The sequence below is a fragment of the Roseibium sp. genome (assembly GCF_048261595.1).
GTDB lineage: Bacteria > Pseudomonadota > Alphaproteobacteria > Rhizobiales > Stappiaceae > Roseibium.
The window spans coordinates 236552-261894 of sequence record NZ_JBLXFW010000005.1 but is presented as its reverse complement, the minus strand read 5'-3'; the positions used below and the strand labels follow the sequence as shown (position 1 = coordinate 261894).

The 25343-nt window shown below is 60.2% G+C and carries 21 protein-coding genes; 9 read left to right on the top strand and 12 right to left on the bottom strand.

Annotated elements, in window-relative coordinates; translation table 11 throughout:
* Nucleotides 1–6: 6 nt before the first annotated feature.
* The 3 genes from ACN0SY_RS16945 to ACN0SY_RS16935 form a co-directional block, all read right to left on the bottom strand.
* Nucleotides 7–1629 (bottom strand): AMP-binding protein, encoded by a 1623-nt coding sequence (locus tag ACN0SY_RS16945; protein ID WP_417689213.1) that lies wholly within the window; start codon nt 1627–1629, stop codon nt 7–9.
* A 164-nt stretch (nt 1630–1793) separates the two neighbouring features.
* Nucleotides 1794–3080: an L-rhamnose catabolism isomerase gene (gene rhaI / locus ACN0SY_RS16940; RefSeq protein WP_417689211.1), complete on the bottom strand. Its 1287-nt coding sequence runs from the start codon at nt 3078–3080 to the stop codon at nt 1794–1796.
* Nucleotides 3081–3091: 11 nt separating this feature from the next.
* Nucleotides 3092–5194 (bottom strand): bifunctional rhamnulose-1-phosphate aldolase/short-chain dehydrogenase, encoded by a 2103-nt coding sequence (locus ACN0SY_RS16935; protein ID WP_417689209.1) that lies wholly within the window; start codon nt 5192–5194, stop codon nt 3092–3094.
* A gap of 185 nt (nt 5195–5379) precedes the next feature.
* Between ACN0SY_RS16935 and ACN0SY_RS16930 the strand changes: the two genes are divergently transcribed.
* From ACN0SY_RS16930 to ACN0SY_RS16900, 7 genes are all read left to right on the top strand, one after another.
* A complete protein-coding gene (locus tag ACN0SY_RS16930) occupies nt 5380–6186 on the top strand; it encodes a DeoR/GlpR family DNA-binding transcription regulator (RefSeq protein WP_417689207.1) in 807 nt (268 codons plus the stop codon).
* 56 nt (nt 6187–6242) lie between these two features.
* Nucleotides 6243–7235, top strand: a complete 993-nt coding sequence (rhaS, locus tag ACN0SY_RS16925; RefSeq protein WP_417689205.1) for a rhamnose ABC transporter substrate-binding protein — start codon at nt 6243–6245, stop codon at nt 7233–7235.
* Between the two features lie 108 nt (nt 7236–7343).
* On the top strand, nt 7344–8897 hold the full coding sequence (locus ACN0SY_RS16920) for a sugar ABC transporter ATP-binding protein (RefSeq protein WP_417689203.1): 1554 nt from the start codon (nt 7344–7346) through the stop codon (nt 8895–8897).
* Nucleotides 8894–9877, top strand: a complete 984-nt coding sequence (locus ACN0SY_RS16915) for an ABC transporter permease (protein WP_417689201.1) — start codon at nt 8894–8896, stop codon at nt 9875–9877. The genes ACN0SY_RS16920 and ACN0SY_RS16915 overlap by 4 nt, the downstream gene beginning before the upstream one ends.
* On the top strand, nt 9874–10893 hold the full coding sequence (locus tag ACN0SY_RS16910; protein WP_417689199.1) for an ABC transporter permease: 1020 nt from the start codon (nt 9874–9876) through the stop codon (nt 10891–10893). The genes ACN0SY_RS16915 and ACN0SY_RS16910 overlap by 4 nt, the downstream gene beginning before the upstream one ends.
* Before the next feature lie 4 nt (nt 10894–10897).
* Nucleotides 10898–11212 (top strand): L-rhamnose mutarotase, encoded by a 315-nt coding sequence (gene rhaM, locus ACN0SY_RS16905; protein WP_417689197.1) that lies wholly within the window; start codon nt 10898–10900, stop codon nt 11210–11212.
* 5 nt (nt 11213–11217) lie between these two features.
* Nucleotides 11218–12603: an FGGY-family carbohydrate kinase gene (locus ACN0SY_RS16900; protein ID WP_417689195.1), complete on the top strand. Its 1386-nt coding sequence runs from the start codon at nt 11218–11220 to the stop codon at nt 12601–12603.
* 35 nt (nt 12604–12638) lie between these two features.
* Here the strand turns inward: ACN0SY_RS16900 and ACN0SY_RS16895 are convergent, their stop codons facing one another.
* The 4 genes from ACN0SY_RS16895 to ACN0SY_RS16880 form a co-directional block, all read right to left on the bottom strand.
* Nucleotides 12639–13403 (bottom strand): hypothetical protein, encoded by a 765-nt coding sequence (locus tag ACN0SY_RS16895; protein ID WP_417689193.1) that lies wholly within the window; start codon nt 13401–13403, stop codon nt 12639–12641.
* A 4-nt stretch (nt 13404–13407) separates the two neighbouring features.
* Nucleotides 13408–15759, bottom strand: a complete 2352-nt coding sequence (locus ACN0SY_RS16890) for a Lon protease family protein (RefSeq protein ID WP_417689191.1) — start codon at nt 15757–15759, stop codon at nt 13408–13410.
* Between the two features lie 92 nt (nt 15760–15851).
* A complete protein-coding gene (locus tag ACN0SY_RS16885) occupies nt 15852–15980 on the bottom strand; it encodes a hypothetical protein (protein ID WP_417689189.1) in 129 nt (42 codons plus the stop codon).
* A 171-nt stretch (nt 15981–16151) separates the two neighbouring features.
* Nucleotides 16152–16499 carry a cupin domain-containing protein gene (locus ACN0SY_RS16880; protein WP_417689335.1) on the bottom strand — a complete coding sequence of 116 codons (348 nt, stop codon included), beginning with the start codon at nt 16497–16499 and terminating at the stop codon, nt 16152–16154.
* Between the two features lie 382 nt (nt 16500–16881).
* Between ACN0SY_RS16880 and ACN0SY_RS16875 the strand changes: the two genes are divergently transcribed.
* Nucleotides 16882–19167: an Orn/Lys/Arg decarboxylase N-terminal domain-containing protein gene (locus tag ACN0SY_RS16875; protein WP_417689187.1), complete on the top strand. Its 2286-nt coding sequence runs from the start codon at nt 16882–16884 to the stop codon at nt 19165–19167.
* Nucleotides 19168–19264: 97 nt separating this feature from the next.
* Here the strand turns inward: ACN0SY_RS16875 and ACN0SY_RS16870 are convergent, their stop codons facing one another.
* Together ACN0SY_RS16870 and ACN0SY_RS16865 are read right to left on the bottom strand one after the other, a co-directional pair.
* The gene (locus ACN0SY_RS16870; protein ID WP_417689185.1) at nt 19265–20563 is read right to left on the bottom strand and encodes an NAD(P)/FAD-dependent oxidoreductase; all 1299 of its coding nucleotides are present in this window, start codon (nt 20561–20563) and stop codon (nt 19265–19267) included.
* On the bottom strand, nt 20563–21912 hold the full coding sequence (locus ACN0SY_RS16865) for a glutamine synthetase family protein (protein ID WP_417689183.1): 1350 nt from the start codon (nt 21910–21912) through the stop codon (nt 20563–20565). The genes ACN0SY_RS16870 and ACN0SY_RS16865 overlap by 1 nt, the downstream gene beginning before the upstream one ends.
* A 349-nt stretch (nt 21913–22261) precedes the next feature.
* Here ACN0SY_RS16865 and ACN0SY_RS16860 point away from each other — a divergent pair, with 349 nt between their 5' ends.
* Complete coding sequence (locus ACN0SY_RS16860; protein ID WP_417689333.1) at nt 22262–22468, top strand: hypothetical protein; 207 nt, start codon at nt 22262–22264, stop codon at nt 22466–22468.
* Nucleotides 22469–22538: 70 nt separating this feature from the next.
* Here ACN0SY_RS16860 and ACN0SY_RS16855 read toward each other — a convergent pair whose 3' ends face one another.
* Genes ACN0SY_RS16855 through ACN0SY_RS16845 form a run of 3 tightly spaced genes read right to left on the bottom strand, consistent with a single transcriptional unit; the run spans nt 22539 to nt 25339 of the window.
* Nucleotides 22539–23324 (bottom strand): ABC transporter ATP-binding protein, encoded by a 786-nt coding sequence (locus tag ACN0SY_RS16855; RefSeq protein WP_417689181.1) that lies wholly within the window; start codon nt 23322–23324, stop codon nt 22539–22541.
* On the bottom strand, nt 23317–24339 hold the full coding sequence (locus ACN0SY_RS16850; protein ID WP_417689179.1) for a FecCD family ABC transporter permease: 1023 nt from the start codon (nt 24337–24339) through the stop codon (nt 23317–23319). The genes ACN0SY_RS16855 and ACN0SY_RS16850 overlap by 8 nt, the downstream gene beginning before the upstream one ends.
* A 10-nt stretch (nt 24340–24349) precedes the next feature.
* Nucleotides 24350–25339 (bottom strand): FecCD family ABC transporter permease, encoded by a 990-nt coding sequence (locus tag ACN0SY_RS16845; RefSeq protein ID WP_417689177.1) that lies wholly within the window; start codon nt 25337–25339, stop codon nt 24350–24352.
* Nucleotides 25340–25343: the final 4 nt, after the last annotated feature.

Here is a 25343-nt window from a genome sequence, read left to right as displayed (position 1 = left end):
GCCCTCCTACCCTTCATCCCCGAGCAATTGCTGAACCTCGTGCCTCAGCGCGAATTTCTGGATTTTGCCCGTCGCCGTCTTGGGCAGGGCCTGGAAGACAATCCGCCTTGGCACCTTGAAGCCGGCCAGGTGCTCGCGGCAGAACGCGATCAGGTCGTCCTCGCTTGGAGTTGCATCAAGTGCGTCGCTCAGCTCGACAAAAGCCCAGGGCGTCTCGCCCCACTTAAGATGCGGGGCAGCGACGACGGCTGCCAGCAGCACCGCTGGATGCTTGTGAAGGGCGCTTTCGACCTCAAGCGACGAGATGTTTTCGCCTCCGGAAATGATGATGTCCTTGGCCCTGTCCCGGATTTCCATGGCTCCGTCCGGATGGACGACCGCAAGATCGCCGGTATGGAATACGCCATCGGCAAAGGCCGTCGCATTGGCGACATCGTCGGCATGGTACCCACCCATCAGTGTCGGCCCGGAAATGACGATCTCGCCGAGCTCTGCCGCATCTTCGGCGACAGCCCTGCCATCGGGCCCAACGACCGAAATCCGAGCGCCGGTTGGCAGGCTATGTCCCTGACGCGCAAAATAGGCAGCCCGCTCTGCAGCAGGTCGCTCGGAAACTTCAGCATCGCCCAGCATCCCGCTGACAGGGCCATAGCTCTCGGTCAAGCCGTAGAGATGCAATAGCTCGAAGCCCATGGCATCCATGCGCTCGATCAGGGACGCTGTCGGCGCTGCGCCGCCGGTGGTCACCGTCACCCGCCCTTTCGGGCTGAAGCCACCCGTCCGGTCGGCGTGGTCAAGGAGCATGTAAAGCACCACCGGCGCACAGGACATGTGGGTCACACCGGTTTCGGACAGCGCGCGCAGGATGACGGCCGGATCGACCCCTTCGATGCAAACGTTGCATCCTCCAGCCGCGGCGACCGCCCACGTTTGGCTCCAGCCGTTGCAGTGGAACATCGGCAAGGTCCACAAGTTGACCGACGACCGGTCAAGGCCGATGCTCATGATGTTGTTGAGTGCGTTCAGATAGGCGCCGCGATGGTGATAGATGACACCTTTCGGCTTGCCGGTCGTGCCCGAGGTATAATTGATGCTGATCGGCTGCCATTCGGAGAGGACGCGCTCGACCAGGCCGAACTCCGCCTCCGGCTGTGTTCGGTCAAACAGGTCGAGAAACAGGCCGCTCGCGGCTCCGGTCTCCGGCCCGATGCCACAGACGCGAACCCTGTCGCCCGCAGCGGCCTCGGCGAGCTGAACGGACGCTGTATCGGTCAACAACAGCTGCGCACTGCAGTGGTCGAGAATGTAGCCGATCGTCTCGACATCGAGCCGGGTGTTGATCGTATTGAGAACTGCGCCGACCATCGGAACGGCAAAATGCGCCACCAGAAGTTCCGGCCGGTTGACCGAAATGATCGACACCGTGTCACCCGGCCCGATTCCCTGGTGTTCGAGAAACCCGGCCATGCGCCGAACGAGCTGTCCGAAATCGCTATATGTCCAGGTTCGCTCGCGCCAGATAATGGCGGGTCGATCTGGTACGACCCGCAAGGACCGCTCCAGAAGCGCCAGTGGCGTCAGCGGAACCCCATTGGCGGCATTGGGCTCCACCCGATCAGGCAAACGCATGGTTGCTCCTCCTCCCTCGCGTCACGCTACGTGGCTCATTCCCTCCCCGGAATGAAACAGACGCCTTATGGTGATGAGGGTGCCATCATGCGGGGCCGATTGGCAATCGGGCCGCGGGCGAGAGTTCCCGTCCGCCAGGGAAATGGCGGACGAGCCCGGCAGTGTCAGACGATGCCGCCGCCAGCTCCCGAGGCTTCCGGACGGATCTGCGCAACCTTTTTCCGGTAACCGGACGCACGGTATGCACCAACCGGGTCAATCGCTCCTCCGGCCTCAAGACGGGCCATGGCAAGGATCGGCTCCACATCGGTGCGGAAGGCGGCCTTCAGCGTGGCCGTTGCCATCAATGGATCGTTATCATTCTGATATCCGTCAAGCGCGACCCGATCCACCAGAAGCGCCTGAGCATAGGCCCGTTGGACTTCCATGGCACTGACCATCAGGCTTTCAATCGGATCGGTGACATTGTGCGACTGGTCGAGCATATGCGCCGGATCGAACCCCGCCACATTCCGCACTTCCGCATCGACAAGCTCGTTGAAGACCAGGAACAGACGATAGGGATCGATCGAACCCGTATCGAGATCATCATCACCGTATTTGCTGTCGTTGAAGTGGAAGCCGCCGAGCTTGCCGAACTGGATCAGCCGGGCAACGATCATCTCGATGTTCACGTTCGGAGCATGGTGACCGAGATCGACAAGGCAATAGGCCTTCTCGCCCAGCTCCTGCGCGATCATGTAGTTGGTGCCCCAGTCCTGAACGACCGTGGAATAAAACGCCGGCTCGTACATCTTGTGCTCGGTAAAGAGCCGCCAGTCTGCCGGAATTTGAGCATAGATCGCCTTGGCACTCTGGAGGTAGCGCTCGAATTGCCTGGTGAAATTCGTCTGACCCGGAAAGTTGGAACCGTCGCCGATCCAGATCGTCAGCGCCTTGGAGCCGATGGCTTTGCCGAGCTCGATGCATTCGATGTTGTGATCGATCGCCTGCTGACGCGTTGCCGCATCCGTGTGGGTCAGCGAGCCGAATTTGTAGGAGTGCGCCTGACCGGCCTGGTCCTGGAAGGTGTTGGAGTTCATGGCGTCAAAGCCAAGTCCAAGCTCTTCGGCTTTTCCTTTCAGAACTGCCGGATCGGCCTTGTCCCACGGAATATGCAGCGAGACATTGGGGGTGGCGCGCGTCAACTCGTTGATGACGGCACAGTCTTCCAGCTTGTCGAAAATGCCCCGCGGCTCACCGGCTCCCGGAAACCGCGCAAACCGTGTTCCCCCCGTGCCAACGCCCCAGGACGGAACGGCAACGCCATAAGCCGCAACCTTGCGCTTGACCGCGTCAATGGCAATGCCGCGACGGTCGAGCTTCTCGCCAAGCGTCTGATAGTCTCGCTTGAGGTCCGACAGACGCGCTTCGTTTTCCCCTGCGATCAGGGACGTCTCAATCATGGTCATGAAATGCTCCCTTAGCGCGTGAAGGCCTGAACGTTGCCAGCATCCACATTGATGATGTTGCCTGTCGATTTTGCAGAAAGCTCGGAGGCAAAGAAATAGGTCGCCTCGGCAATATCCTCAGGCAGAACGGAGCGCTTCAGGAGCGAACGCTGGCGATAGTGCTCTTCCAGTTCGGACGTGTCCTTGCCGTAGGCTTCCGCCCGTTCCTTGAGCCAGTCGCCGGACCAGATCTTTGATCCACGCAGGACCGCGTCCGGATTGACCACATTGACACGGATACCGTCCGGCGCACCTTCAAGCGCCAGACAACGGGCCAGATGCAGTTCCGAAGCCTTGGCCGTGCAGTAGGCACTTGCGCCCGGAGAGGCAGCAAGACCGTTCTTGGACCCGATGAAGATGATCGACCCACCAAGTCCTTGCGCCTTCATGACGCCAAAGGCTTCGCGCGAGACGAGGAAATAGCCGGTCGACAGGATCGACATGTTCTTGTTCCACAGCGCCAGCGTCGTCTCCTCGACCGGAGCCGAGGACGCGATCCCCGCGTTTGAGACCAGGATGTCGACACCGCCGAATTCCAGCGCTGCGCCGGCAAAAGACGCTGCAACCGCCTCTTCGCTGGTCACATCCATGCTGACGGTCCGGACCACGTCGGTGGAATACCGTCCCGCGAGATTGTCGCCGGCAGCTTTCAAGGCCTCGGCGTCGATATCGGCAAGCACCACGCAGGCGCCTTCACGCAGGAACCGTTCCGCTGTCGCCGAGCCGATACCCCCTGCCCCGCCGGTAACCAGAGCGACCTTGCCCGCCAGGCTTTTCGGCTTCGGCATGCGTTGAAGCTTGGCCTCCTCAAGAAGCCAGTACTCGATGTCGAAGGCTTCCTGCTCCGGCAGGCCGCAATAGGTCGAAACGCTCGACGCGCCGCGCATGACGTTGATGGCGTTGGTATAGAACTCGCCCGAAATGCGCGCTGTCGCCTTGTCCTTCGCAAAGGTGACCATTCCGACGCCCGGAATAAGATAGACGACTGCGTTGGGATCGCGCAGCGCCGGGCTGTCCGCTCGCTTGCAGCGCTCATAGTAGGCGGCATAGTCGTCCCGGTAGGCTGCGACTGCGTCGGCCAGACCCGCCAGGGTCCCATCAACATCCGGCTTCTGCGGATCGAAATCAACGACCAGCGGCCGGATCTTGGTGCGCAGGAAATGATCCGGGCAGCTTGTTCCAAGCGCAGCCAAAGCTTCCATGTCATTGGAACAGACGAACTCCAGCACCGCGTCGCTGTCATCGAAATGACCGACCATGTGCTGCTTGCCGCTGACCATGCCGCGGATCGCCGGCATCAGCCGGGCTGCGACATCACGGCGCTCGGCCGGTGACATGGCATGGCACTTCGAGCCGCCAAAAGCCGCCTTTCCGGCGGTCTTGGTTTCAAACCACGCGATCGCCTTGTTGATGATCTCGACTGTGGTTTCGTAACAGGCCTTGGCATCGTCGGCCCAAGTGAAGAGGCCGTGGCTCTCCAGAACGACACCGCGCGCGTCAGGGTTTTCCAGACAGAATTTCTCCAGCCACAGGCCCAGCTCATAGCCCGGGCGCTTCCATGGCAGCCAACCGATGTCGGCACCGAAAATTTCCTGTGTCAGAGCCTTGCTGTCGGCGGCTGCGGCGATGGCAATGATTGCGTCCGGGTGCATGTGATCGACATGGCGCTTCGGGACATAGGCATGCAGCGGCGTGTCGATGGAAGCCGCGCGAGGATTGAGGTTGAAGGTACAATGCGGCAGGTAGCCCACCATTTCGTCTTCAAACTCGACGCCCCGGTACACCCCCTTCAAGGCATTCAGCTTTTCCATGTAAAGCGTTGCAAAACCATCCATCTTGATGGTTCCGACATCCCCGCCCGAGCCCTTGACCCAAAGAACCTCTACCGCATTTCCCGAGAGCGGATCCTTCTCGAGAACTTTGGCCGACGTGTTGCCGCCGCCGTAGTTGGTGATGCGCTTGTCGGATCCCAGAAGGTTGGAGCGATAGAGCAGCAGCTCGGATTCGCTCATGGACGATGCCTTCTGATCGTCCCAAAGGTTCTGGAGCCGGGATCCGGCGGCGGTATTCAACATTTTTTCCTCCCAGACATGCCTGTCAGCACTCGGACATTTTGGTAAACCCTTGCCGGATCACTCGGCGATGTCAATCAAAAACAATCAAATTCAATCATATTGCACCGCATATAAATCATTTATGACGTTTTTTGATTGACAATGCTCGTTAGTGATGGAAACTTTTTGATAACGGGAGGAATGAAATGCACGAGAAGGAACGGCACCGGATCATATTGTCCGCTGTTCAGGAACGTCCGGTTGTGACGGTTTCCGAACTGGTGGCCCTGACCGATTCCTCGGAAGCGACGATCCGCCGGGACATCGCGACACTGCATGTGCAGAAGAAGCTGCGCCGGGTGCGCGGCGGCGCCGAATCCATCCATCCGCCGCAGTTCGTCGGTCTTGCCGGTCGCCCCTTCAGCGTCAACGAGACCATGAACAGTCAGCAGAAGCGGGCCATTGCCCGCGCTGCCGTGGAACTCTGCGACGACGGCGATGCGATCATCATCAACGGTGGCACGACCACTTTCCAGATGGTCCACCCGCTCGCCAGCAAGCGCATGCAGGTCTTCACGAACTCGTTCCCGATTGCCGAGCACCTGCTCAAGCACTCGAAGAACACAATCATGCTGTCGGGTGGTGCGATCTACCGCGAGCAGAACATCATTCTGAGCCCCTTCGACAATGACGTGACGCGCAACTTCTACGCAAAGCGCATGTTCATGGGTGCGCAAGGGCTTGGCCCGCTCGGTCTGATGGAAGCCGATCCCCTTTTGATCCAGGCCGAGCAGAAGCTGATCGGCCAGGCCGATGAACTGGTGGTGCTGGCCGACAGTTCGAAATTCAAGTCCCGCTCAAGTCTGATCCTGTGTCCGCTGGAACGGATCTCCAAAGTCATCACCGACGACGGAATTCCCGACAGTGCAGCCCAGATGCTGGATCAGGCAGGAGTGGAACTGATTGTGGCGCAGGCAAGTTCTGCGCAGAACAAGGCAACCTCATCCGGTTAGCCAAACGGTCTGCCCAAGCCGGGAAAAGGCACGGCAGACATTCAGGGAGGAAGGACATGAAACTGCTGAAATCACTTCTGGCTGCCACCGCCGTTGCGGCGATTGCGATGACGTCTCCGGCCCAGGCCGAGACCAAGCGCATCGCCCTTGTGGTCAAGGCACTCGGCATCGGCTTCTTTGAAGCTGCCGCGAAAGGCGCTGAGGAAGCTGCGAAGGAACTGGGCGATGTAGAAGTCATCTACACCGGCCCGACCGACACCACTGCCGAAGGGCAGATCGAGGTAATCAACGCCCTGATCGCCCAGAAGGTCGATGCGATCGCCATCTCTGCCAACGACCAGGACGCTCTGGTTCCGGCTCTCAAGAAGGCGATGGACAGAGGCATCACCGTGGTTTCCTGGGACTCTGGTGTCGCTCCCGAGGGCCGTCAGCTCCACCTGAACCCGTCGTCGAACCCGCTGATCGGCAACATGATCATCAAGCTGGCAGCCGATCATCTGCCTGACGGTGGTGACGTTGCTGTCCTGTCCGCCTCCGCGACCGCCACGAACCAGAACATCTGGATCGAGGAAATGAACAAGGTGAAGGGTAACTACCCGGGCATCAACGTCGTGGCGACCGTCTATGGCGATGACCTTGCCGACAAGTCCTACCGCGAAGCCCAGGGCCTGATGCAGACCTACCCGAACCTCAAGGCGATCATCGCACCGACCTCCGTCGGCATCGTCGCTGCGGCCCAGGCCGTGACCGACGCCGAGAAGGCTGGCGAGATCAATGTCACGGGTCTCGGACTGCCGTCTGAAATGGCTGGTCACATCAAGTCCGGCGCTTCCAAGTCCTTCGCAATCTGGAACCCGATCGACCTCGGATATTCCGCAACCGTGCTGGCCTATAACCTTGCCACCGGCAAGGCCGAAGCAAAGCCGGGCGCAGAAATCGCCATGGGCCGCATGGGCACCCTTACGCTGAACGACAACAACGAAGGCGCCATGGCCGATCCGTTCGTCTACGACAGCTCCAACATCGACGCCTTCAAGGACATCTTCTAAGCCGTCGATTTCGGGACACTGTCCCGTCACATGATCCCGGCCCGGCGCTTGTTCTTGGCGCCGGGCCGTTCCAAACTGAAATCTGCTATTAAAGACCGGGACCAAGCCATGCTTGCGAATTCGCAGGGCATCGGGGACGTGCATCCTCAATCGGCCGCACAAGTGCCCCCCGTCCTCTCCCTCAAGGGGATCTCGAAATCATTCCCGGGCGTCAAGGCTCTTTCCGATGTGGCCCTGGACCTCTATCCCGGGCAAGTCACTGCCTTGGTTGGCGAAAATGGCGCCGGCAAGTCCACCATCGTCAAGATCCTGACCGGTATCTATCAGCCAGATGAAGGCGAGATCACGATTGACGGCACTGCACTTGCGTTTCCGACTGCCCAGGCGGCCGGTGATGCCGGTGTCACGGCCATTCACCAGGAAACGGTTCTGTTCGACGACCTGTCGGTCGCCGAAAACATCTTCATCGGCCATGCCCCCCGCACCCGTTTCGGCCTGATCGACCGGAAGGAAATGATCCGCAAGGCACAATCCCTGCTGGACCGGATCGGCGCAAGGATCGATCCTCATGCGACCCTCAAGGACCTTGGCATCGCCAACAAGCATCTCGTCGCGATTGCACGGGCGCTCTCCATCGACGCCAAGATCGTCATCATGGATGAGCCGACCGCCTCTCTCTCCCACAAGGAGATCGAGGAGACCTATGAGCTGGTTGACCGGTTGAAAGCAGAAGGCAAGGCGATCCTCTTCATCAGCCACAAGTTCGACGAGATTTTCCGCATCGCCGACCGTTTCACGGTGTTCCGCGACGGGGAAATGATCGGCGCGGGCAAGATCGCCGACGTCAGTGAGCAGGATCTCGTTCGCATGATGGTTGGCCGCTCGGTCGATCAGGTGTTCCCAAAGCGCGACCCACATCTTGGCAAGGAAGTTCTAAAGGTTGCGGGATACGCCCATCCAACCGAGTTCGAGGATATCGGCTTTTCCCTGCGCGAAGGCGAGATCCTCGGTTTCTACGGTCTCGTCGGCGCGGGTCGTAGCGAGTTCATGCAGGCGCTCTTTGGTATCACTAAACCGTCAAAAGGCGCGATCCGGATAGAGGACAAGGTAGCGGTTATCCGCACCCCGAACGAAGCGATCCGGCATGGCATCGTCTATGTGCCGGAGGACCGCGGCAAGCAGGGCGCCATCAAGGGCCTGCCGATCTTCCAGAACGCCACCCTTCCCTCGCTCAGCTCAACATCGCGGAACGGGTTCTTGAGACTGGCGGAAGAGTTCAAGCTCGCCCGGGAATACACCCAGCGTCTGGACCTTCGCGCCGCCGCGCTCGATCAGGACATTGGCGAGCTTTCGGGTGGCAACCAGCAGAAGGTAGTGATCGCCAAGTGGCTGGCGACCAAACCGCGCGTGATCATTCTGGATGAGCCGACCAAGGGCATCGACATCGGATCCAAGGCCGCGGTTCACGAATTCATGGCTGAGCTTGCCGCCGAAGGTCTTGCCGTCATCATGGTCTCCTCGGAAATCCCGGAAGTTCTCGGCATGTCGGATCGCGTCATCGTCATGCGCGAAGGCCGCATCGCCGCCGAATTCGAGGGCGACGGCCTGACACCTGAAAACCTTGTGCGTGCTGCCGCCGGCATCTCGGAGGTCCGCTCATGACCAAGTCATTCATGAAATCCCGCGAAGCCATCCTCGGTGCCGCGATCCTCGTCCTGACGCTGGCAATCGCGACCCGTTTCCCGGCCTTCGTCGCTCCTGCCAATCTGGCGAATGTCTTCAACGACACGGCACCGCTGATCATTCTGGCTCTCGGCCAGATGGCCGTGATCCTCACCCGTTGCATCGACCTGTCCGTCGCCGCAAACCTGGCCCTGACCGGCATGGTCGTCGCGATGCTCAACACGATTGCGCCCGATCTGCCCATTCCGCTCATTCTCGCGCTCGCCATCGCCCTCGGTGCGCTGATGGGTCTCGTCAACGGCCTTCTTGTCTGGAAGCTCGACATTCCGCCCATCGTCGTGACCCTCGGCACCATGACCATCTATCGCGGGATCATTTTCCTGATTTCGGATGGTGCCTGGATCAACGCTCACGAGATGAGTGACAGCTTCAAGGCTTTCCCACGCGAAGTCATCCTCGGGCTGCCGGTATTGTCGTGGATCGCCATTCTGACAGTTCTGGCATTTGTGGTCCTGATCAGCCGCACCCCGCTCGGACGGGCCTTTTATGCCGTCGGCGGCAACCCGCACGCCGCCGTCTATACCGGCATCAATGTCGGACTGACCCAATGCGCGGCCTTCGTCATCTCCGGCGCTCTGGCGGGCATGACCGGCTATCTCTGGGTTGCCCGCTATGCTGTCGCCTATGTGGACATTGCCGGTGGCTTCGAACTGGAGGTCGTCGCGGCCTGTGTCATCGGCGGCATTTCGATTGCCGGGGGCATCGGCTCCGTCGGTGGCGCTCTCCTCGGCGCTCTGTTCCTCGGCATCGTCAAGAATGCTTTGCCGGTGATCAACATCTCGCCCTTCTGGCAACTCGCCATATCCGGAACCGCGATCATTATCGCCGTTGCCTTCAACGCAACATCCAACCGGACCAAGGGCCGGGTGATCCTGAAAAAAGCGGAGCATGCGCTATGAGCCTTGCCACACCGAACGAGCAGCCTGTTCAGGGCCGCCAGCTTCCCGATCGCCTGAGGTCGCCGCTGCAACGGTTTGCCGCCAGCTGGGAACTGCTGCTTCTGTGCGTTGCCGTCGCCGTCTTCACGCTCAACAGTTTCGCCTCGCCGTATTTCCTCGATCCGTGGAACCTATCCGACGCGACATTCAACTTCACCGAAAAGGCGATGATCGCCTTCGCGATGGCGCTCCTGATCATTTCCGGCGAGATCGATCTTTCCGTCGCCTCGATTATTGCCCTTGCCTCGACCGCCATGGGATTTGCGGTTCAGTTGGGCGCGGACACGCCAACGCTGATCCTCGTCGGCCTTGCAGTGGGACTTGCCTGCGGGGCCTTCAACGGTTTTCTGGTGACCGGCATCGGCCTGCCCTCCATTGTCGTAACGATCGGCACGATGAGCCTGTTCCGGGGCATCTCCTACATTGTGCTCGGCGACAAGGCCTACACGGGCTACCCGTCAGATTTTGCCTTCTTCGGCCAGGGTTACGTCTGGTGGGTTATCTCCTTCGAGCTCGTGCTCTTTGCGCTGACCGCGCTGGTCTTTGCCGTCATCCTCCATCGCACCAATTTCGGCCGCGCGGTCTATGCAATCGGCAACAACCCGACAGGGGCGCTTTTCTCCGGCATTCGGGTTCCACAGGTGAAGTTCGCGCTCTTCCTTCTGACCGGTCTCATGTCGGGCGTCGCCGCCATCTGCCTGACATCGCGACTTGGCGCGACGCGGCCCTCGATTGCATTCGGCTGGGAACTGGAGGTGGTCACCATGGTGGTGCTCGGCGGCATCAACATTCTCGGCGGTTCCGGGACCATTCCCGGCGTCATAATCGCCGCCTTCGTCATGGGCATGGTCACCTTCGGCTTCGGCCTTCTGAACGTGCCGGGCATCGTCATGTCGATCTTCATCGGTCTGCTGCTCATCGCCGTCATCGCCCTGCCGCGGGTCGCCCGCCAGCTGATGGCAAAACGGAAGGTGTGACCCGATGGAAAAATTCGCCTTCAAAATGAAGCTCAATCCGAGCATGGAAGCGGAATACCGCAAACGCCACGACGAAATCTGGCCGGACCTTGTGACGCTTCTCAAAGAGGCCGGCATCCGGGATTATTCAATCCATCTGGACCGGGAGACGAACATCCTCTTCGGTGTTCTGTGGCGCGACGACAATCACCATATGGACGACCTGCCGAAGCATCCGGTGATGCAGAAATGGTGGGCGCATATGGCGGATATCATGGAGACAAGGCCCGGCAACGAGCCGGTCGCCACGCCGCTTGAAACCGTCTTCCACATGGACTGAGCCTGATGGACCGGATAAAGCATGTCGGCGTCATCGACATCGGCAAGACCAACGCCAAGGTCGCCGTGGTCGATCTGGATGACCAGCGGGAAATCGGCGTCCTGAAACGCCCGAACACTGTCCTTAAAGGCCCGCCCTATCCGCATTACGACCTCGATGGCCATTGGACCTTCATTCTGAAGGCCTTGCGCGACCTCCATCAGGAGCACGGCATCGACGCCATTTCTGTGACGACCCACGGCGCATCTCTCGTCCTCCTGACAGAAGGCGGCAACCTCGCCGCCCCCATGCTCGATTACGAGTTCGAAGGTCCGGATGATCTGGCGAACGACTATGATTCCATCCGCCCGCCCTTTTTAGAGACCGGGTCTCCGCGTCTTGGCATGGGGTTGAATGCCGGAGCCCAGTTGTTCTGGCAGCTCAAAACCGACATCGGGCTTGAAGACCGGCTAGCCACTGTCCTGACCTATCCGCAATATTGGTCCTACCGTCTGACCGGAAGTCTTGCGAATGAAGTCACGTCCCTTGGATGCCACACGGATCTCTGGAACCCGGCCGCAAAAACCTATTCCTCACTGGTGGAAACGCTCGGGCTGACGGACAAGATGGCACCGGTAAAACTCGCCGGCGACTGTCTCGGCGCGCTGCTGCCCGAGATCAGCATGGCAACCGGTTTGCCGGAAGGCCTTCCCGTTGCATGCGGCATCCACGACTCCAACGCGTCCCTTTATCCGCACCTGATCCGGCGGAACGCGCCCTTCTCGGTGATCTCCACCGGCACCTGGGTAATTGCCCTGTCCATCGGCGGCAGGAAGGTTGAGCTCGACCCGGCGCGCGACACCCTGATCAACGTCGACGCCTTTGGCCAGCCGGTGCCGTCCGCACGTTTCATGGGTGGGCGCGAATTCGACATGGTTCTGGAAGGCCACGGACGGGATTTTACCGACAGCGACGTTGCCAAGGTCCTGGAGCGGCAGATCATGCTCTTCCCCGCTGTCGATCCACGTTCCGGCCCTTTTCAAGGCCGAAAGGCGCGCTGGAGCGTTGACGAAGCGGATCTGACCGATGGCGAGCGTTTCGTCGCGCTGTCCTTCTATCTGGCCCTCGTGACGAACGAATGCCTTCGAATGACGGGAGCTGATGGACCGGTTGTCGTCGAAGGGCCTTTTGCCCAGAACCGCCTCTATCTGGACATGCTTGAAACCGCGACCGGACGTCCCGTCGAGGCCGCCAACGGCTCCGTCACGGGAACAAGCATCGGCGCCGCCTTGTTGGCCCTTGGTGATAAACGAGAAACGTCCAGGGATCCCGATTCCGTCCAACGACGCAATGTTCCGGACCCAGCCATGTCCGGCTACTCACACGCATGGCTTAACGCTCTGAAGTCTTGACCCAAAACCCCACCGACGCGATCCGCCTGAAACGTCTATCCAGCTCTCGACGCAGCTCCGGGGAGGAGCAGAACCGGCGCCTTCCAGGTCTGAAGAAACTCGACCATATCTTCCCGCTTAAGAGCAGCTTTCAAGGGACAGGTCATCACCACAAGGCAGGGCGGTCCACCGTATCGCAGGGGCGCCCCTGAAATGGGATGACTGATCTCCTCATCGGCCCGTCGAAAAATTTCAAGCGGTTCTCCAATGATCCCTCTGATAGCTTCGGCCACCGCACTGTCACCGTCGTCGATCAACAGGATCGGCCGACCGCCCCCCGCAATCTTGCGCGGAAGCCAAAGCATCGCCGACGGCGACCTGACCGCTGCATCAAGCATCTGGCGGAAACCATAGGCGATGCGTTCAATCGGGTTTTCGGGTTCGCAAACAAGAATGATATCGTCTGCCGCGGACGCGCCGGAAACGGCCGCCGCAACGTTTGCGCGGACAACTTCAAAGCCGCTGGTGATCCTTTGCCCGCGCGCTGCTCGCTCGATGAGTTTCCGGGCTCTTGCCTCCGACATCTGCAGGTCCGCGGGGACGGCACTGCCGGCATATGCCTGCCATCTTCGATCGAGAAGGTTGAATTCGCGCAGACCGGTCCATTGCGTGGCTCCGGCCATCATCGGGTCTTCGATGAAGAGACCGTGCAAGGTGAGTTTGAAAAGGCTGGCGAATTCCGCGGCCTGACGGACCATTCCTTCGCTGAACGCGCTGTTGTGAAAACTCAAGACTGCCCGTGAAAAGCTGATCGGTGCCATATTCTCACCCCTCGCCTCCCGCCTCGCCCTGCTTGCCGAAGCTGCGACGAATATCGGCAAAGGCCTTCAACCGCTCTTCCACCCGGCGATAGACTGTGCCCTCGGGATAGGTTCCATCGGCCCCGCGCTCGCCGGCGGGAAGGCCAGTCATGAGCGCCAGTCCCTCGTCGATGGTGGCGACGGGATAGACTGCAAACTTCCCCTTCCTGCAGGCTTCGACGACGTCGGAGCGCAGCATCAGATGTTGCACGTTGGAAGCGGGGATGAGAACAGCCTGGCTTCCGGTCAGTCCCCGTGCCTTGCAGATATCGAAATAGCCCTCGATCTTTTCATTCACCCCGCCAATTGCCTGGACAGCGCCGTGCTGGTTCACCGATCCCGTGACGGCCACATCCTGCCGGATCGGAACCTCCGCCAAGGCAGACAGGAGGGCATAGAGCTCGGCCGAGGATGCGCTGTCGCCCTCCACGCCGGAATAGGACTGTTCGAACACCAGGCTGGCGTGGAGCGACATTGGAACATCGAGGGCAAAACGGCCGGCCAGGAACCCGGACAGGATCAGCACGCCCTTGGAATGGATCGGACCGCCAAGCTCGACTTCGCGTTCAATGTCCACAACCTTGCCTGCCCCGCTACGGACGCGGCAGGTGATCCTTGTCGGGCGACCAAAAGCGGTGCCGGCGACTTCCAGAACGCTGAGGCCATTGATCTGGCCGACCTGGTCTCCAGTGGTGTCGACCAGCGCAATATTCTGGAGGATCTGCTCCTGAAGAAGGTCGCGGACGCGCGCAGCACGTTCGATGCGCTGATCGAGTGCCTTTTTGATATTCGACTTGGAAATGACCTTTCGACCCGATGCCGCTGCATAGTGGTTGGCCTCTGCCAGAAGGTCCCGGACATCATCGGCAGACAGGCTCATCTTTCCCGAATGCCCGATCGTCCGGGCGGCATGTTCGATCACCAGGCCGACACCATCCCTGTCAAGCGGCAACAGACCTTCCCGCCTCAGCGTCGATCCGATGGCGCGCGCCATGAGCGCTTCGCTCTTAGGCGTGCGCTCCATGGCCTCCTCGAAATCCGCCAGAACCTTGAAATGTTCCTTGAGCTCAGGGTCATAGAGCGAAAGCAGATAGTAGGTGAACCGGTCCCCGAACAAGACGACCTTCAGGTCCAGAGGGATCGGCGCCGGTTCCAGTGAGGTCGTGCTGGACAGCCCAATGAGACGGTTGAGGTCCTCGATCTGGATCGTCCGGCTTCTCAATGCCCGTTTCAGCGCCGACCAACTGAATGCTTCGCTCAATATGTCGCGAGCGTCGATCAACAGGTAACCGCCATTGGCCCTGTGCAGTGCCCCCGGTTTGATCAGGTGGAAGTTAGTCGCAAGTACGCCCTGACTGGCGATGTGCTCGATCCGCCCGGTCAGGTTGCTGATCGTGGGATGGAACTCCTCGACAACCGGCGCACTTTCATCCGTTTCTGCCTGTGTGACAAACAGGTTCACCCTGTAGCGATCGAAGGCGCTCTCGGTAACGTCCTCAATAACTGGGACGCTATCATCCCCTCTCAGGATGAAGATTGCGACGTTATCGACCAGGTCGGCGCGCACATCTTCCAGGTATTCAATCACGCTGGGCAGGTCGTCATACTCGGCAATGACCTCGTTGATCTCCGGGTCGACCGTTGCCTGCGATGTCTTGCTGTTGAGCTTTCTTATCTCCTCGCGCCGTTCCTTCTCCCACCGGGGTATCTGGCGGACAAGACGCTCAAGTTCTCCCTCAAGGTCTCCGATCGCCTTCTGGACCTTGACGCGTTCCTTCTCCGGCAGGGAATTGAACTCGTCCGGAGGCACGACCTTGCCATCCTTGGAAGGCACCAGCGCGAACCCCATGGGGGTCCGCAAAAGGACAACGCTTTTGTCGACCGCCTGTTTCTGCAGATCGGAGAAAGCCTCGCCCTGGATCTTCTGGAAGCGGTCATTGATCGCACCGACTTGCGCCTGGTACTCCTCGCTCTGGAACACAGCAGGCAGCGCAACCGTCAGATCGTCGACAAGCTCTTCCATGCAGTCGCGGAACGCGGGTGCTCTGCCCGGCGGCAGGGCGATGGCAACCGGCTTCGAAGGGTCGGCGAAATTGTTGACGTAGATCCAGTCGTGTGGTCTGGGGCGCTTGGTCGCCGAGGTCTTCAGCGTCGCCGTAACGGCATCACGCGCCAAGCGCCCGGATGCTCCGAGAACAAAGAGGTTGAAACCCACATTCGGAATGGAAACAGCAACGTCTATGGCATCACTTGCCCTGCGTTGCCCGATCAGATCCTCAAGGGGTTCAAGGTCACTGGTGGTCTTGAAATCCAGCAATGACAAATCAGCCGAACGATAAAGATCCTTCGTTGCCAGCGCTGGCGGGCATTTCGTTTTACCGGGTCCCGACCTTTTCTGTTTGCTGATCCTCACTGCGTCATCCCGTCCAGAAGCCCCCTCGCCTCATCCCAGCTGAAGGTTCGGGAGACGGCATCGCAGTCGCGCAAATTCGCGCGCTCTGCTTCCCGGCGGCGTTGTCTGATTGGCTCGAACGGCATGATCATGATCCTCCCAGTCGTTGACCAATGCCGGACAGCGGAACCGTCCTGTGTCCGAGACTGGGCGAGCGGAAGCCGATTGACCTTGACGCAGGTCAACGGGAACCGAGATCTCTGGCGCTACATTGCGGCCGGGAGATCGTCAAAGCTCCGCGGGTCCATCAGCCAAATTCAAAGCCGAATGACGTATTCCTTTGTGGTCGTCTCAACGACCTCCCATGTGCCGGAGAAACCAGGGCGCAGGATGAAACTGTCTCCGGCGTACAGATGATGCTCGTTGCCGTCGTCCTCGGTTATGATCGAGTGCCCCTCCAGGATACGGCAATATTCCCACTCATCGTAGCGGATAAGCCATTTTCCCGGCGTTGAGCGCCAGGTGCCGCAATACAGGCCATCGCGCTCTTCCGCATTCCACGTGGTGAACTCAGGGTTTCCCGAGACCAGACGATCGGCTGCAGGACGGTCATTTTCCGGCTCGGCAGCGCTCTTGGAGAGGCGCAGAAACTTTTCGGTCACGATGTCTTTCCTTGGATAGGCCGAATGGCGTCATACAACGACCAAATTCAGAAGCAAAACGGTTACACGACACCCTCGGAAATGCCAGTGGCGCCATTGAAGTTCGGGAGGCGGCGAACCGGCAACATGGCGTGTTATGCTGACGCCGGCTCCAGATCATAACCCAACGCCTTGCTTGCGAGGTAAGCCATAAAAATGTTGGTCTTGAAGACTGTAAAATCGGTAATTGGAGAAAGTTGCTCTATAAGCCGGCGCGGACGTCTTGTAAGACATGCACTTCAGACCTTCAGTTTCGAACGGTAGCCTCACTAGGGGCCTGACGCGTCAAAACACGCGCCGTCTGCCGAGGACACAAGAACCACCGGTTTCCTGCTAGGACAAGTCCATGAAATTTCGCTTCCCCATCGTGATCATCGACGAGGACTTCCGTTCCGAGAACACCTCCGGCCTCGGCATCCGCGCCTTGGCCCAGGCGATCGAGACCGAGGGCTTCGAAGTCCTCGGCGTGACCTCCTATGGCGACCTCAGCCAGTTCGCCCAGCAGCAGAGCCGCGCCTCAGCCTTCCTTCTGTCGATCGACGACGAGGAATTCACTCCCGGCGAGGACCTTGACCCGGCTGTAGAAAACCTGCGTTCCTTCATCGAGGAAGTGCGCTGGAAGAACGCCGATGTGCCGATCTTCCTGCACGGCGAGACGAAAACCAGCCGCCACCTGCCCAACGACATCCTGCGCGAGCTGCACGGCTTCATCCACATGTTCGAGGACACTCCGGAATTCGTCGCCCGCCACATCATCCGCGAGGCAAAATCCTACCTCGAATACATTCAGCCGCCCTTCTTCAAGGAACTGATGGACTACGCCGAGGACGGCTCCTATTCTTGGCACTGTCCCGGTCACTCGGGCGGCGTCGCCTTTTTGAAATCCCCCATCGGCCAGATGTACCACCAGTTCTACGGCGAGAACATGTTGCGCGCCGACGTCTGCAACGCGGTCGAGGAACTTGGCCAGCTGCTGGATCACAACGGCGCCATCGGCGCGTCCGAAAAGAACGCCGCGCGCATCTTCAACGCGGATCACTGTTTTTTCGTCACCAACGGCACCTCAACCAGCAACAAGATGGTCTGGCATCACACCGTGGCCCCCGGAGACGTCGTCGTCGTCGACCGCAACTGCCATAAGTCGATCCTGCATTCGATCATCATGACCGGCGCGATCCCGGTCTTCCTGAAACCGACGCGCAACCACTGGGGCATCATCGGCCCGATCCAACGCAGTGAATTCGAGCCCGAGGCGATCAAGGCCAAGATCCGCGAGAACCCGCTGCTCGAAGGCGTCGACGCCGAGACCGTCAAGCCCCGCATCATGACCGTCACCCAGTCGACCTACGACGGGGTGCTCTACAACACAGAGGTCATCAAGGGCGCCCTGGACGGCTGGATCGAGAACCTGCACTTCGACGAAGCCTGGCTTCCGCACGCGGCCTTTCACCCGTTCTACGGCACCTATCACGCCATCGGGCACAAGCGCGAGCGATCCGAGAAATCCGTGACCTATGTCACCCAGTCCGTGCACAAGTTGCTGGCAGGCATTTCCCAGGCCAGCCACGTGCTGGTCAAGGACGCCAAGGAAACGAAGCTCGACCGGCACCTCTTCAACGAGGCCTACCTGATGCACACCTCGACCTCGCCGCAGTATTCGATCATTGCGTCCTGCGACGTGGCGGCCGCGATGATGGAACCGCCGGGCGGCACCGCCTTGGTCGAGGAAAGCCTGCAGGAGGCGCTCGACTTCCGCCGCGCCATGCGCAAGGTCGACAACGAATTCGGCAACGACTGGTGGTTCCAGGTCTGGGGGCCGGACAGCCTCGCAGAAGAGGGCATCGGCCGCGCCAAGGACTGGGAGCTGAAAAAGACCGACGCGGACGGCGTCGAAAGCAGCGGCGAGGACGCCTGGCACGGCTTTGGCGACATGGCGCGCGGGTTCAACATGCTCGACCCGATCAAGGCGACCATCATCACCCCCGGTCTCGACATCGACGGCTATTTCTCGGACGACGGCATCCCGGCCTCGATCGTGTCGAAATACCTGGCCGAGCACGGAGTGGTGGTGGAGAAGACCGGGCTCTACTCGTTCTTCATCATGTTCACCATCGGCATCACCAAGGGCCGCTGGAACACGCTGCTGGCCGCGCTGCAGCAGTTCAAGGACGACTACGACAAGAACCAGCCGTTGTGGCGGGTCATGCCGGAATTCTGCGCCAAGCAAACGCGCTATGAACGCATGGGCCTGAAGGACCTCTGCCAGCACGTGCACAAGCTGTACGCGAAATACGACGTGGCGCGCCTGTCGACGGAAATCTACCTGTCCGATCACCACCCGGCGATGACCCCGTCTGACGCTTACGCCCATATCGCCAAGCGTAAGACCGAGCGTGTCGCCATCGACGACCTCGAAGGCCGCATCACCACCTCGCTGGTTACGCCCTACCCGCCGGGCATCCCGCTGCTGATCCCGGGCGAAGTCTTCAACGCCAAGATTGTGGACTACCTGCGGTTCAACCGCGAATTTGCCCGGGAATGCCCCGGTTTCGAAACCGACATCCACGGGCTGGTGGTTGAAAAGGGCCCGAACGGCGAGCCGCAGTTCTTTGCGGACTGCGTCGCGAAGTAGGCAGGCAGTTCCTCCAAAAACGAAAAACGGGCGCCAAATGGCGCCCGTTTCTTTTGTTAGGCTTTGCGCGCTGCGCCCGCGACGCGGAAGACCGCGGTCACACACCCAGCCTGTCGCGCAGGGCGTACCACCAGGAGCCGACCACCGAATAGGGCACGCGGAACATCCGACCGCCGGGGAACGGAAACCAGGGCACCTTTTCGAAGACGTCGAAGCGGCTGCGGTCGCCATTGATGGCTTCGGCCAGAATGCGACCGAAGGTATGCGAGCCGGTCACCCCGTGACCGCTATAGCCATGGGCAAAGTAGGTGTTGTTGCCCAGCCGGCCCATCTGCGGGACGCGGGAGAAGGAAAGTGCAAAATTCCCGCTCCAGGCGTAGTCGATCTTCACGCCTTTGAGCTGCGGGAAAACCTTGTGCATGTTGGGCAGCAGCTTGGCCTTGATGTCGCTGGGATCGGTTCCGCCATAGACGAGCCCACCACCGAACAGCATGCGCTTGTCCGCCGACAGTCGATAGTAGTCCAGGATGTAGCGCACGTCCTCGACACAGACATCGGTCGGCATCAGGTCGTGGGCCCGGCCTTCACCGAGAGGTTCGGTAGCCAGGATCTGTGTCGACACCGGCATAACGCGGCTTTCAAGCGCAGGCACGACATGACCGAGATAGGCGTTGCCGCAAAGGACAAGCGTCTTGCATGTAATTGAGCCGCTTGCGGTTCTTACCACCGGCTGTGCCGCTTCCGTGTCGACACTGGTTACCGGCGAGTTCTCATAGATCACCCCGCCCAGCTTCTCGAACGCCGCCGCTTCGCCCAGCGCAAGGTTGAGCGGATGAATGTGGCCACCGGAATGATCGATCACGCCTCCGACATAAACGTCGGAGTTCACATGCCGGCGCAGCTCTGCCTTGTCCAGCATCTCCTGGTTCTTGATGCCATAGCTGGCCCACAGGTTCAGGCGTTCTTCCAGTTCCCGCATGTGGGCGTCTGTAAATGCGGTAAAGACATTCCCTTCCTTCAGGTCGCACTGGATGTCATAGGTCCTGATGCGCTCGCGGATGATCTCCCCGCCTTCCTGGACAAGTCCGGCGACGAAGTTGGCGGTATCCGCACCGTATCGCTTCTTGATCGTCTGAAGGCTTGCGTTCAGGCCGTTGACCAGCTGCCCGCCGTTGCGCCCCGATGCACCCCAGCCGACCTGCGCGGCCTCTATGATTGCGACCTTGTAGCCCTTTTCGGCCAGATGCAGTCCGGTGGACAGCCCGCTATAGCCCGCTCCGACGATACAGACGTCGATGGTCTGGTCCCCTTTCAGCGGGGGACGCTCGGGGGATGGATTCGCGCTGGCGGCATAATAACTTGTCGTGTGGGGTGTGCCCCCGTTTGCTGCGAACATCAGACGACCTCTAGATAGGTATCATATTCAAAATCGGTCACCTGCCGGGCAAACCGCTGCAGCTCCTGGATCTTGCTTTCAACAAGCATGGTCTGCAGACGCCTCGAGTAGATTTCGGTGACCATCTGTCCCTTTCGGAACGCCTCGATCGCCGTTGCCCAGTCGAGCGGCAGGTGATCCAGCTTCATGGCGTAGGCATCGCCGGCGATCGGAGAAACGGGCTGCATATCCCGCTCTATACCTATGAGCGCTCCGCCAAGGATGCTCGAGAGGACGAGATAGGGATTGGCGTCGGCCCCTGCAACACGGTGTTCGATCCGCCGGGCCTTGGGACTGCCGCCGGGGATGCGGATTGCCGCCGTGCGGTTTTCGTACCCCCAGGCGACGCTGGTAGGAGCATGTGCCCCCGGAAGCAGGCGGCGGTAAGAGTTCTCATGAGGAGCGAATGTCAGGGTATTTTCCTGCATCGTCGCGAGCAGCCCCGCAACCGCATTCAGCATGAGCGGCGTTCCTTCCTCGCCGCCATTGTCGAACAGGTTTTCTCCCGCCTCGTTCTGCAGCGAGAAATGAACGTGAAACCCGCTACCCGAACGGTCGCCGTAGGGCTTGGCCATGAACGTGGCGGCAAAGCCATGCTTGCGGGCAATACCCCGGACCAGCCGCTTGAACAGGACGGCGTCGTCTGCGGCTTTCAGGGCATCGTCAACATGCATCATGTTGATCTCGAACTGCCCTGCGCCGTTCTCCGAAATGGCCGCATCGGCCGGGATGCCCTGCTCGGCGCAGGCATCATAGACCTCATCCAGGAACTCGTCGAAATGCTGCAGGTCGTCCAGCGACAGAGCGCCATCGGAATCGAGCCTCTTGCCGGTCGTCGGAGAACACGGCGGGAGCGGCTGGGTGCCGCTCGGGTCGTAGAGATAGAACTCCAGTTCGGTCGCGACGACCGGGGTCATTCCGAGCTTCTTGTACCGATCCACGACATGCGCCAGCGCACGGCGAGGGTCTCCGGAAAACGGAGTTCCGTTCTCCTCTCGCATCCACAGCATCGCAAGAGCGGACGGGCGATTGGTCCAGTTGATAAGAACGATGGGATGTCCGGTGAAGTCGCAGATGCCATCTGCATCGCCCGTCTCGAACACCAGCTCGTTGTTTTCGATGTCCTCACCCCAGATGTCGACATTGAGGATCGACAACGGCATGCGCAGTCCACCGCCAAGGATCTTGGCCGCCTGCTCTACCGGTAACCGCTTGCCGCGCATGGTCCCGTTCAGGTCACAGACACAGGCAAACACGGTTTCGATTTCCGGCCGCTCCAGCAGCCAGCTATTCAGATTATCGACCGACACTGCAACGCCTCTCCTTGGGGCCACTCCGCCCCCTGCTCCTGACTTGCTATCTGTTTTGACGATCTGTCAAACCCATTAAGAGCCGAAAATGAGCGCAATACCGGGTTAGCTTCAGAAATCAGATTGCGGACACGATTTCCGCTGTTCCGGTTGAACCGAACCACGGTTCCTTACACTCCGCGCTCGCATGTTCGAAAGCTCGTGATGTCTGTGGCACGGCCTTCCGCGTGCCCGATAAGACGATCACGTCCCTTTCAACAGTCTTTGGTATCCGGCCGCGAAATGTGCTAAGCGCCAGCCAAACAACATCGGGATTACACCATTGAGCGAACTGACCGTAGAAGACGCAATGAACCGCGTCTATGACTCCCTTCAGGCGGATAACGAAGACATCGACCTTCATATTGCAGCTCTGAAGGCTGCCTTGAAGCGCGAAGGTGTGAAAGAGGCCGTCTTCGACCCCACGAAGCTGGTTCAGAACAACCGTTCGGGCCGCAAGCTTATGCAGGCCTACTTTCGGCAGCGCGGCGTGACCGTTAAGTTCGCCGGCGCCTGAACAAGAGCTTGAGCGATTTGCAGGGCCTCCCGCCCAAGAGGCCCTGTCACCAGCAGGTTCGGCCCGGACGTCAATTTCCCCAGGACACGATTACCGGTTTCTCCAGCTCCGCGACGTCCAGGAGTTTGCAGCGCACACCGAAGACCCGGGAAATAGTCTGTGCGGTGAGAACATCTACCGTGGGCCCGCAGGCAGTTACCTTGCCATCCTTGAACAGCACCACGTGATCCGCATAGCGCATGGCCATGTTGAGGTCGTGCAGGACGATTACGAAGCTCCGCTGTCTTTCGGTCTTCAGACGTCCGATCAGATCAAGAAGTTCAAAAGCGTGGGCGATGTCGAGATGATTGGTGGGCTCGTCCAAAAATATGCGCGGCGCATCCTGCGCCAGCGTCATCGCGACCCAGGCACGCTGCATCTGCCCGCCGGACAGCTGCGCAAGCGTCCGGTCTCGCAGGTCATGCATTTCCGTGACTTCGAGTGCCGTACGGCACGCTTGCGCATCCTCCTGCGAAAAGCCCGACAACGGTCCACGGTGCGCAAACCGCCCCATTCTCACAAGGTCCGTCACTGTCAGGTCGGAAGGCGCATTGGGCGTTTGCGACAGCATCGCCACCTGCCGGGCCAGTTCCTTCGCACTCCACGCCGCCAAGGGCTTGCCCGCGATCTCCACCTCTCCGCCGGACGGATCATGAAGACCCCGCATCACCCTCAGCGCGGTCGACTTGCCGCTGCCATTGGGACCGCAAAAGGCAATGATCTTGCTATCGGGCAATTCAAGGGAAATATCGTCGATTGCGACCGTACCGTCGTACTTGACGGTAACGTCATTCAGACGGGCAAGAGCATCACGCATGGTAGCGCCGACCTTTCACGAGAAGATAAAGGAATACAGGCGCTCCAACGAGCGAAGTGAGCGCCCCGGCCGGCAATTCGAGAGGCGCGGCAATCGTTCTGGCAAGCGTATCGGCACCGAGCACGATCAGGCTCCCCGTAAGGGCCGTTGAGGTCAGGTATCCGGGACGGAACTGGCCATGCAGCATGCGTGCGGCATGTGGCGCGACAAGACCGACGAATCCGATGGCACCTACATGTGCGGCGGCCAGCGCCGTCAGCAGCACGGCAACCAAAAGCAGAGCCGCTTGGGACCGAACGAGGGCCAGACCGGTCGTGCGGGCGCTTTGCGGATCCAGTGCCAACTGGCCGGTGGCAAGTCGCTGATATACCAGGATGGGGATAACGGCGCAAAGCCCTGCCGAGAGAGTAAGGACGTCGTTCCAATGGGCTGTGCCGACCGAACCCGTGAGCCAGGTAAGTGCCTCGCTCGCCCGGTATACCGGTCCGACGATGATCAGAAGCGTCACCACGGCCTTGGCGAGCACGGCAAGGGCAATGCCGTAGAGAATGATCTTCAGTGGCTTGTTGCCGTTTGTGTCAGAAGCGGCCAGGAGCATCACAAGCAAACCGAATAGCGCTGCACCGGCCACCGCGCTCACCGGCTGCCAGGCAATCGACACCAGCAGGTTGTTCGCCTGATCGGAAAACAGCCAAAGGAACGAGACGACGCCGACGGCCGCACCATCGGTGATGCCAAGGACAGATGGCGAGGCCATCGGATTGCGCGCGACACGTTGCAGCAACGCACCCGAAAGGGCAAACGCCGCCCCTGCCAGAACCGCCAAGAGAACGCGCGGCAACCGCAAGGTCCAGACGATCACGCCATCAATGCGCGCTCCCTCTCCCAAGAGCGCCGCCAGAACCCGCTCGGGTGGCATGAAGCTCGAGCCAATCCCGATTGCGATCACCAGAAGGGCAGTCAGGCACAGGACGAGCGGCAATATGCGCGACATTGGCGACAAGGCAGGATTCATGACGCCGCTCTCATTGGGCAGCGCCCTCTTTTTTCCGCAGCAGGTGGATCAAGAGAGGCACGCCGATGATGGCAAGAACCGCACTCATGGGCGCCTCTCCCGGTGCGACGATAACCCGGGCGAGAATGTCGGCACTCACCGAAATGAGCCCCCCGATCAACATCGTCAGGACGATCAGTCCGCCAGCAGAGGGTTGGCTGTCGCCTGACAGAAGTCGCGCCAGATGGGGCGCTGCAAGTCCGAGGAAGAGTACGGGCCCAGCCATGGCCACCGACCCGGCAGCAAGGAGCGCAGTAAGGAACAGCGCCACCAGACGGACCGTACCGACGTTGACGCCAACGGCTTGGGCACTGCTGTCATCCATCCGGAGCACATCCAGGCTTGTCGCCAGAGCAAACGCTCCGACAACGCCAATTGCCAGCATCGGCATTCCGAGAAGAAGCAAGTTCAGGGGCCGGTCGGCGAAACTGCCTGAAATCCAGAAAAGCAGCGTTTCCAGAGCGGTCTCGTCAACCAGCAGAAGCGTCTGTGTCAATGACCCCAGCAGAGCCGCAATGGTGAAGCCCGCCAGCAGGGTTGTCGCCGGTTTCCCGACGCCGCCTGCTACCGCAGAAAGATAGAAAACCAGCGCCGTCGTGCCGAAAGCACCTAGGATCGCGAGGACGCCAATGCTGCCCAGGCCGCCGAAGCCGAAAAAATAGATCCCGAGCGTCACAGACAGCGCCGCACCGGCATTGACCCCGAGCAGTCCCGGCTCGGCAAGCGGATTGCGGGTGACATATTGCATCAACAGTCCGGCAAGCCCCAGCGACGCGCCTGCGATGAGGCCGATCAGGGTCCGGGGCAGGCGCAATGTCTTGATGATAAGCGCGTCCGGTCCGCCCTCTCCCGTCAATGCAGCCAGGACGGTTCCTGTCGAATAGAAGGTCAGGCCTGCATGAAGGCTGAAGACCAACACCACGCAGAGCAGAATCCCGAGGCCCGCAACTCTACGCGTCACGCAG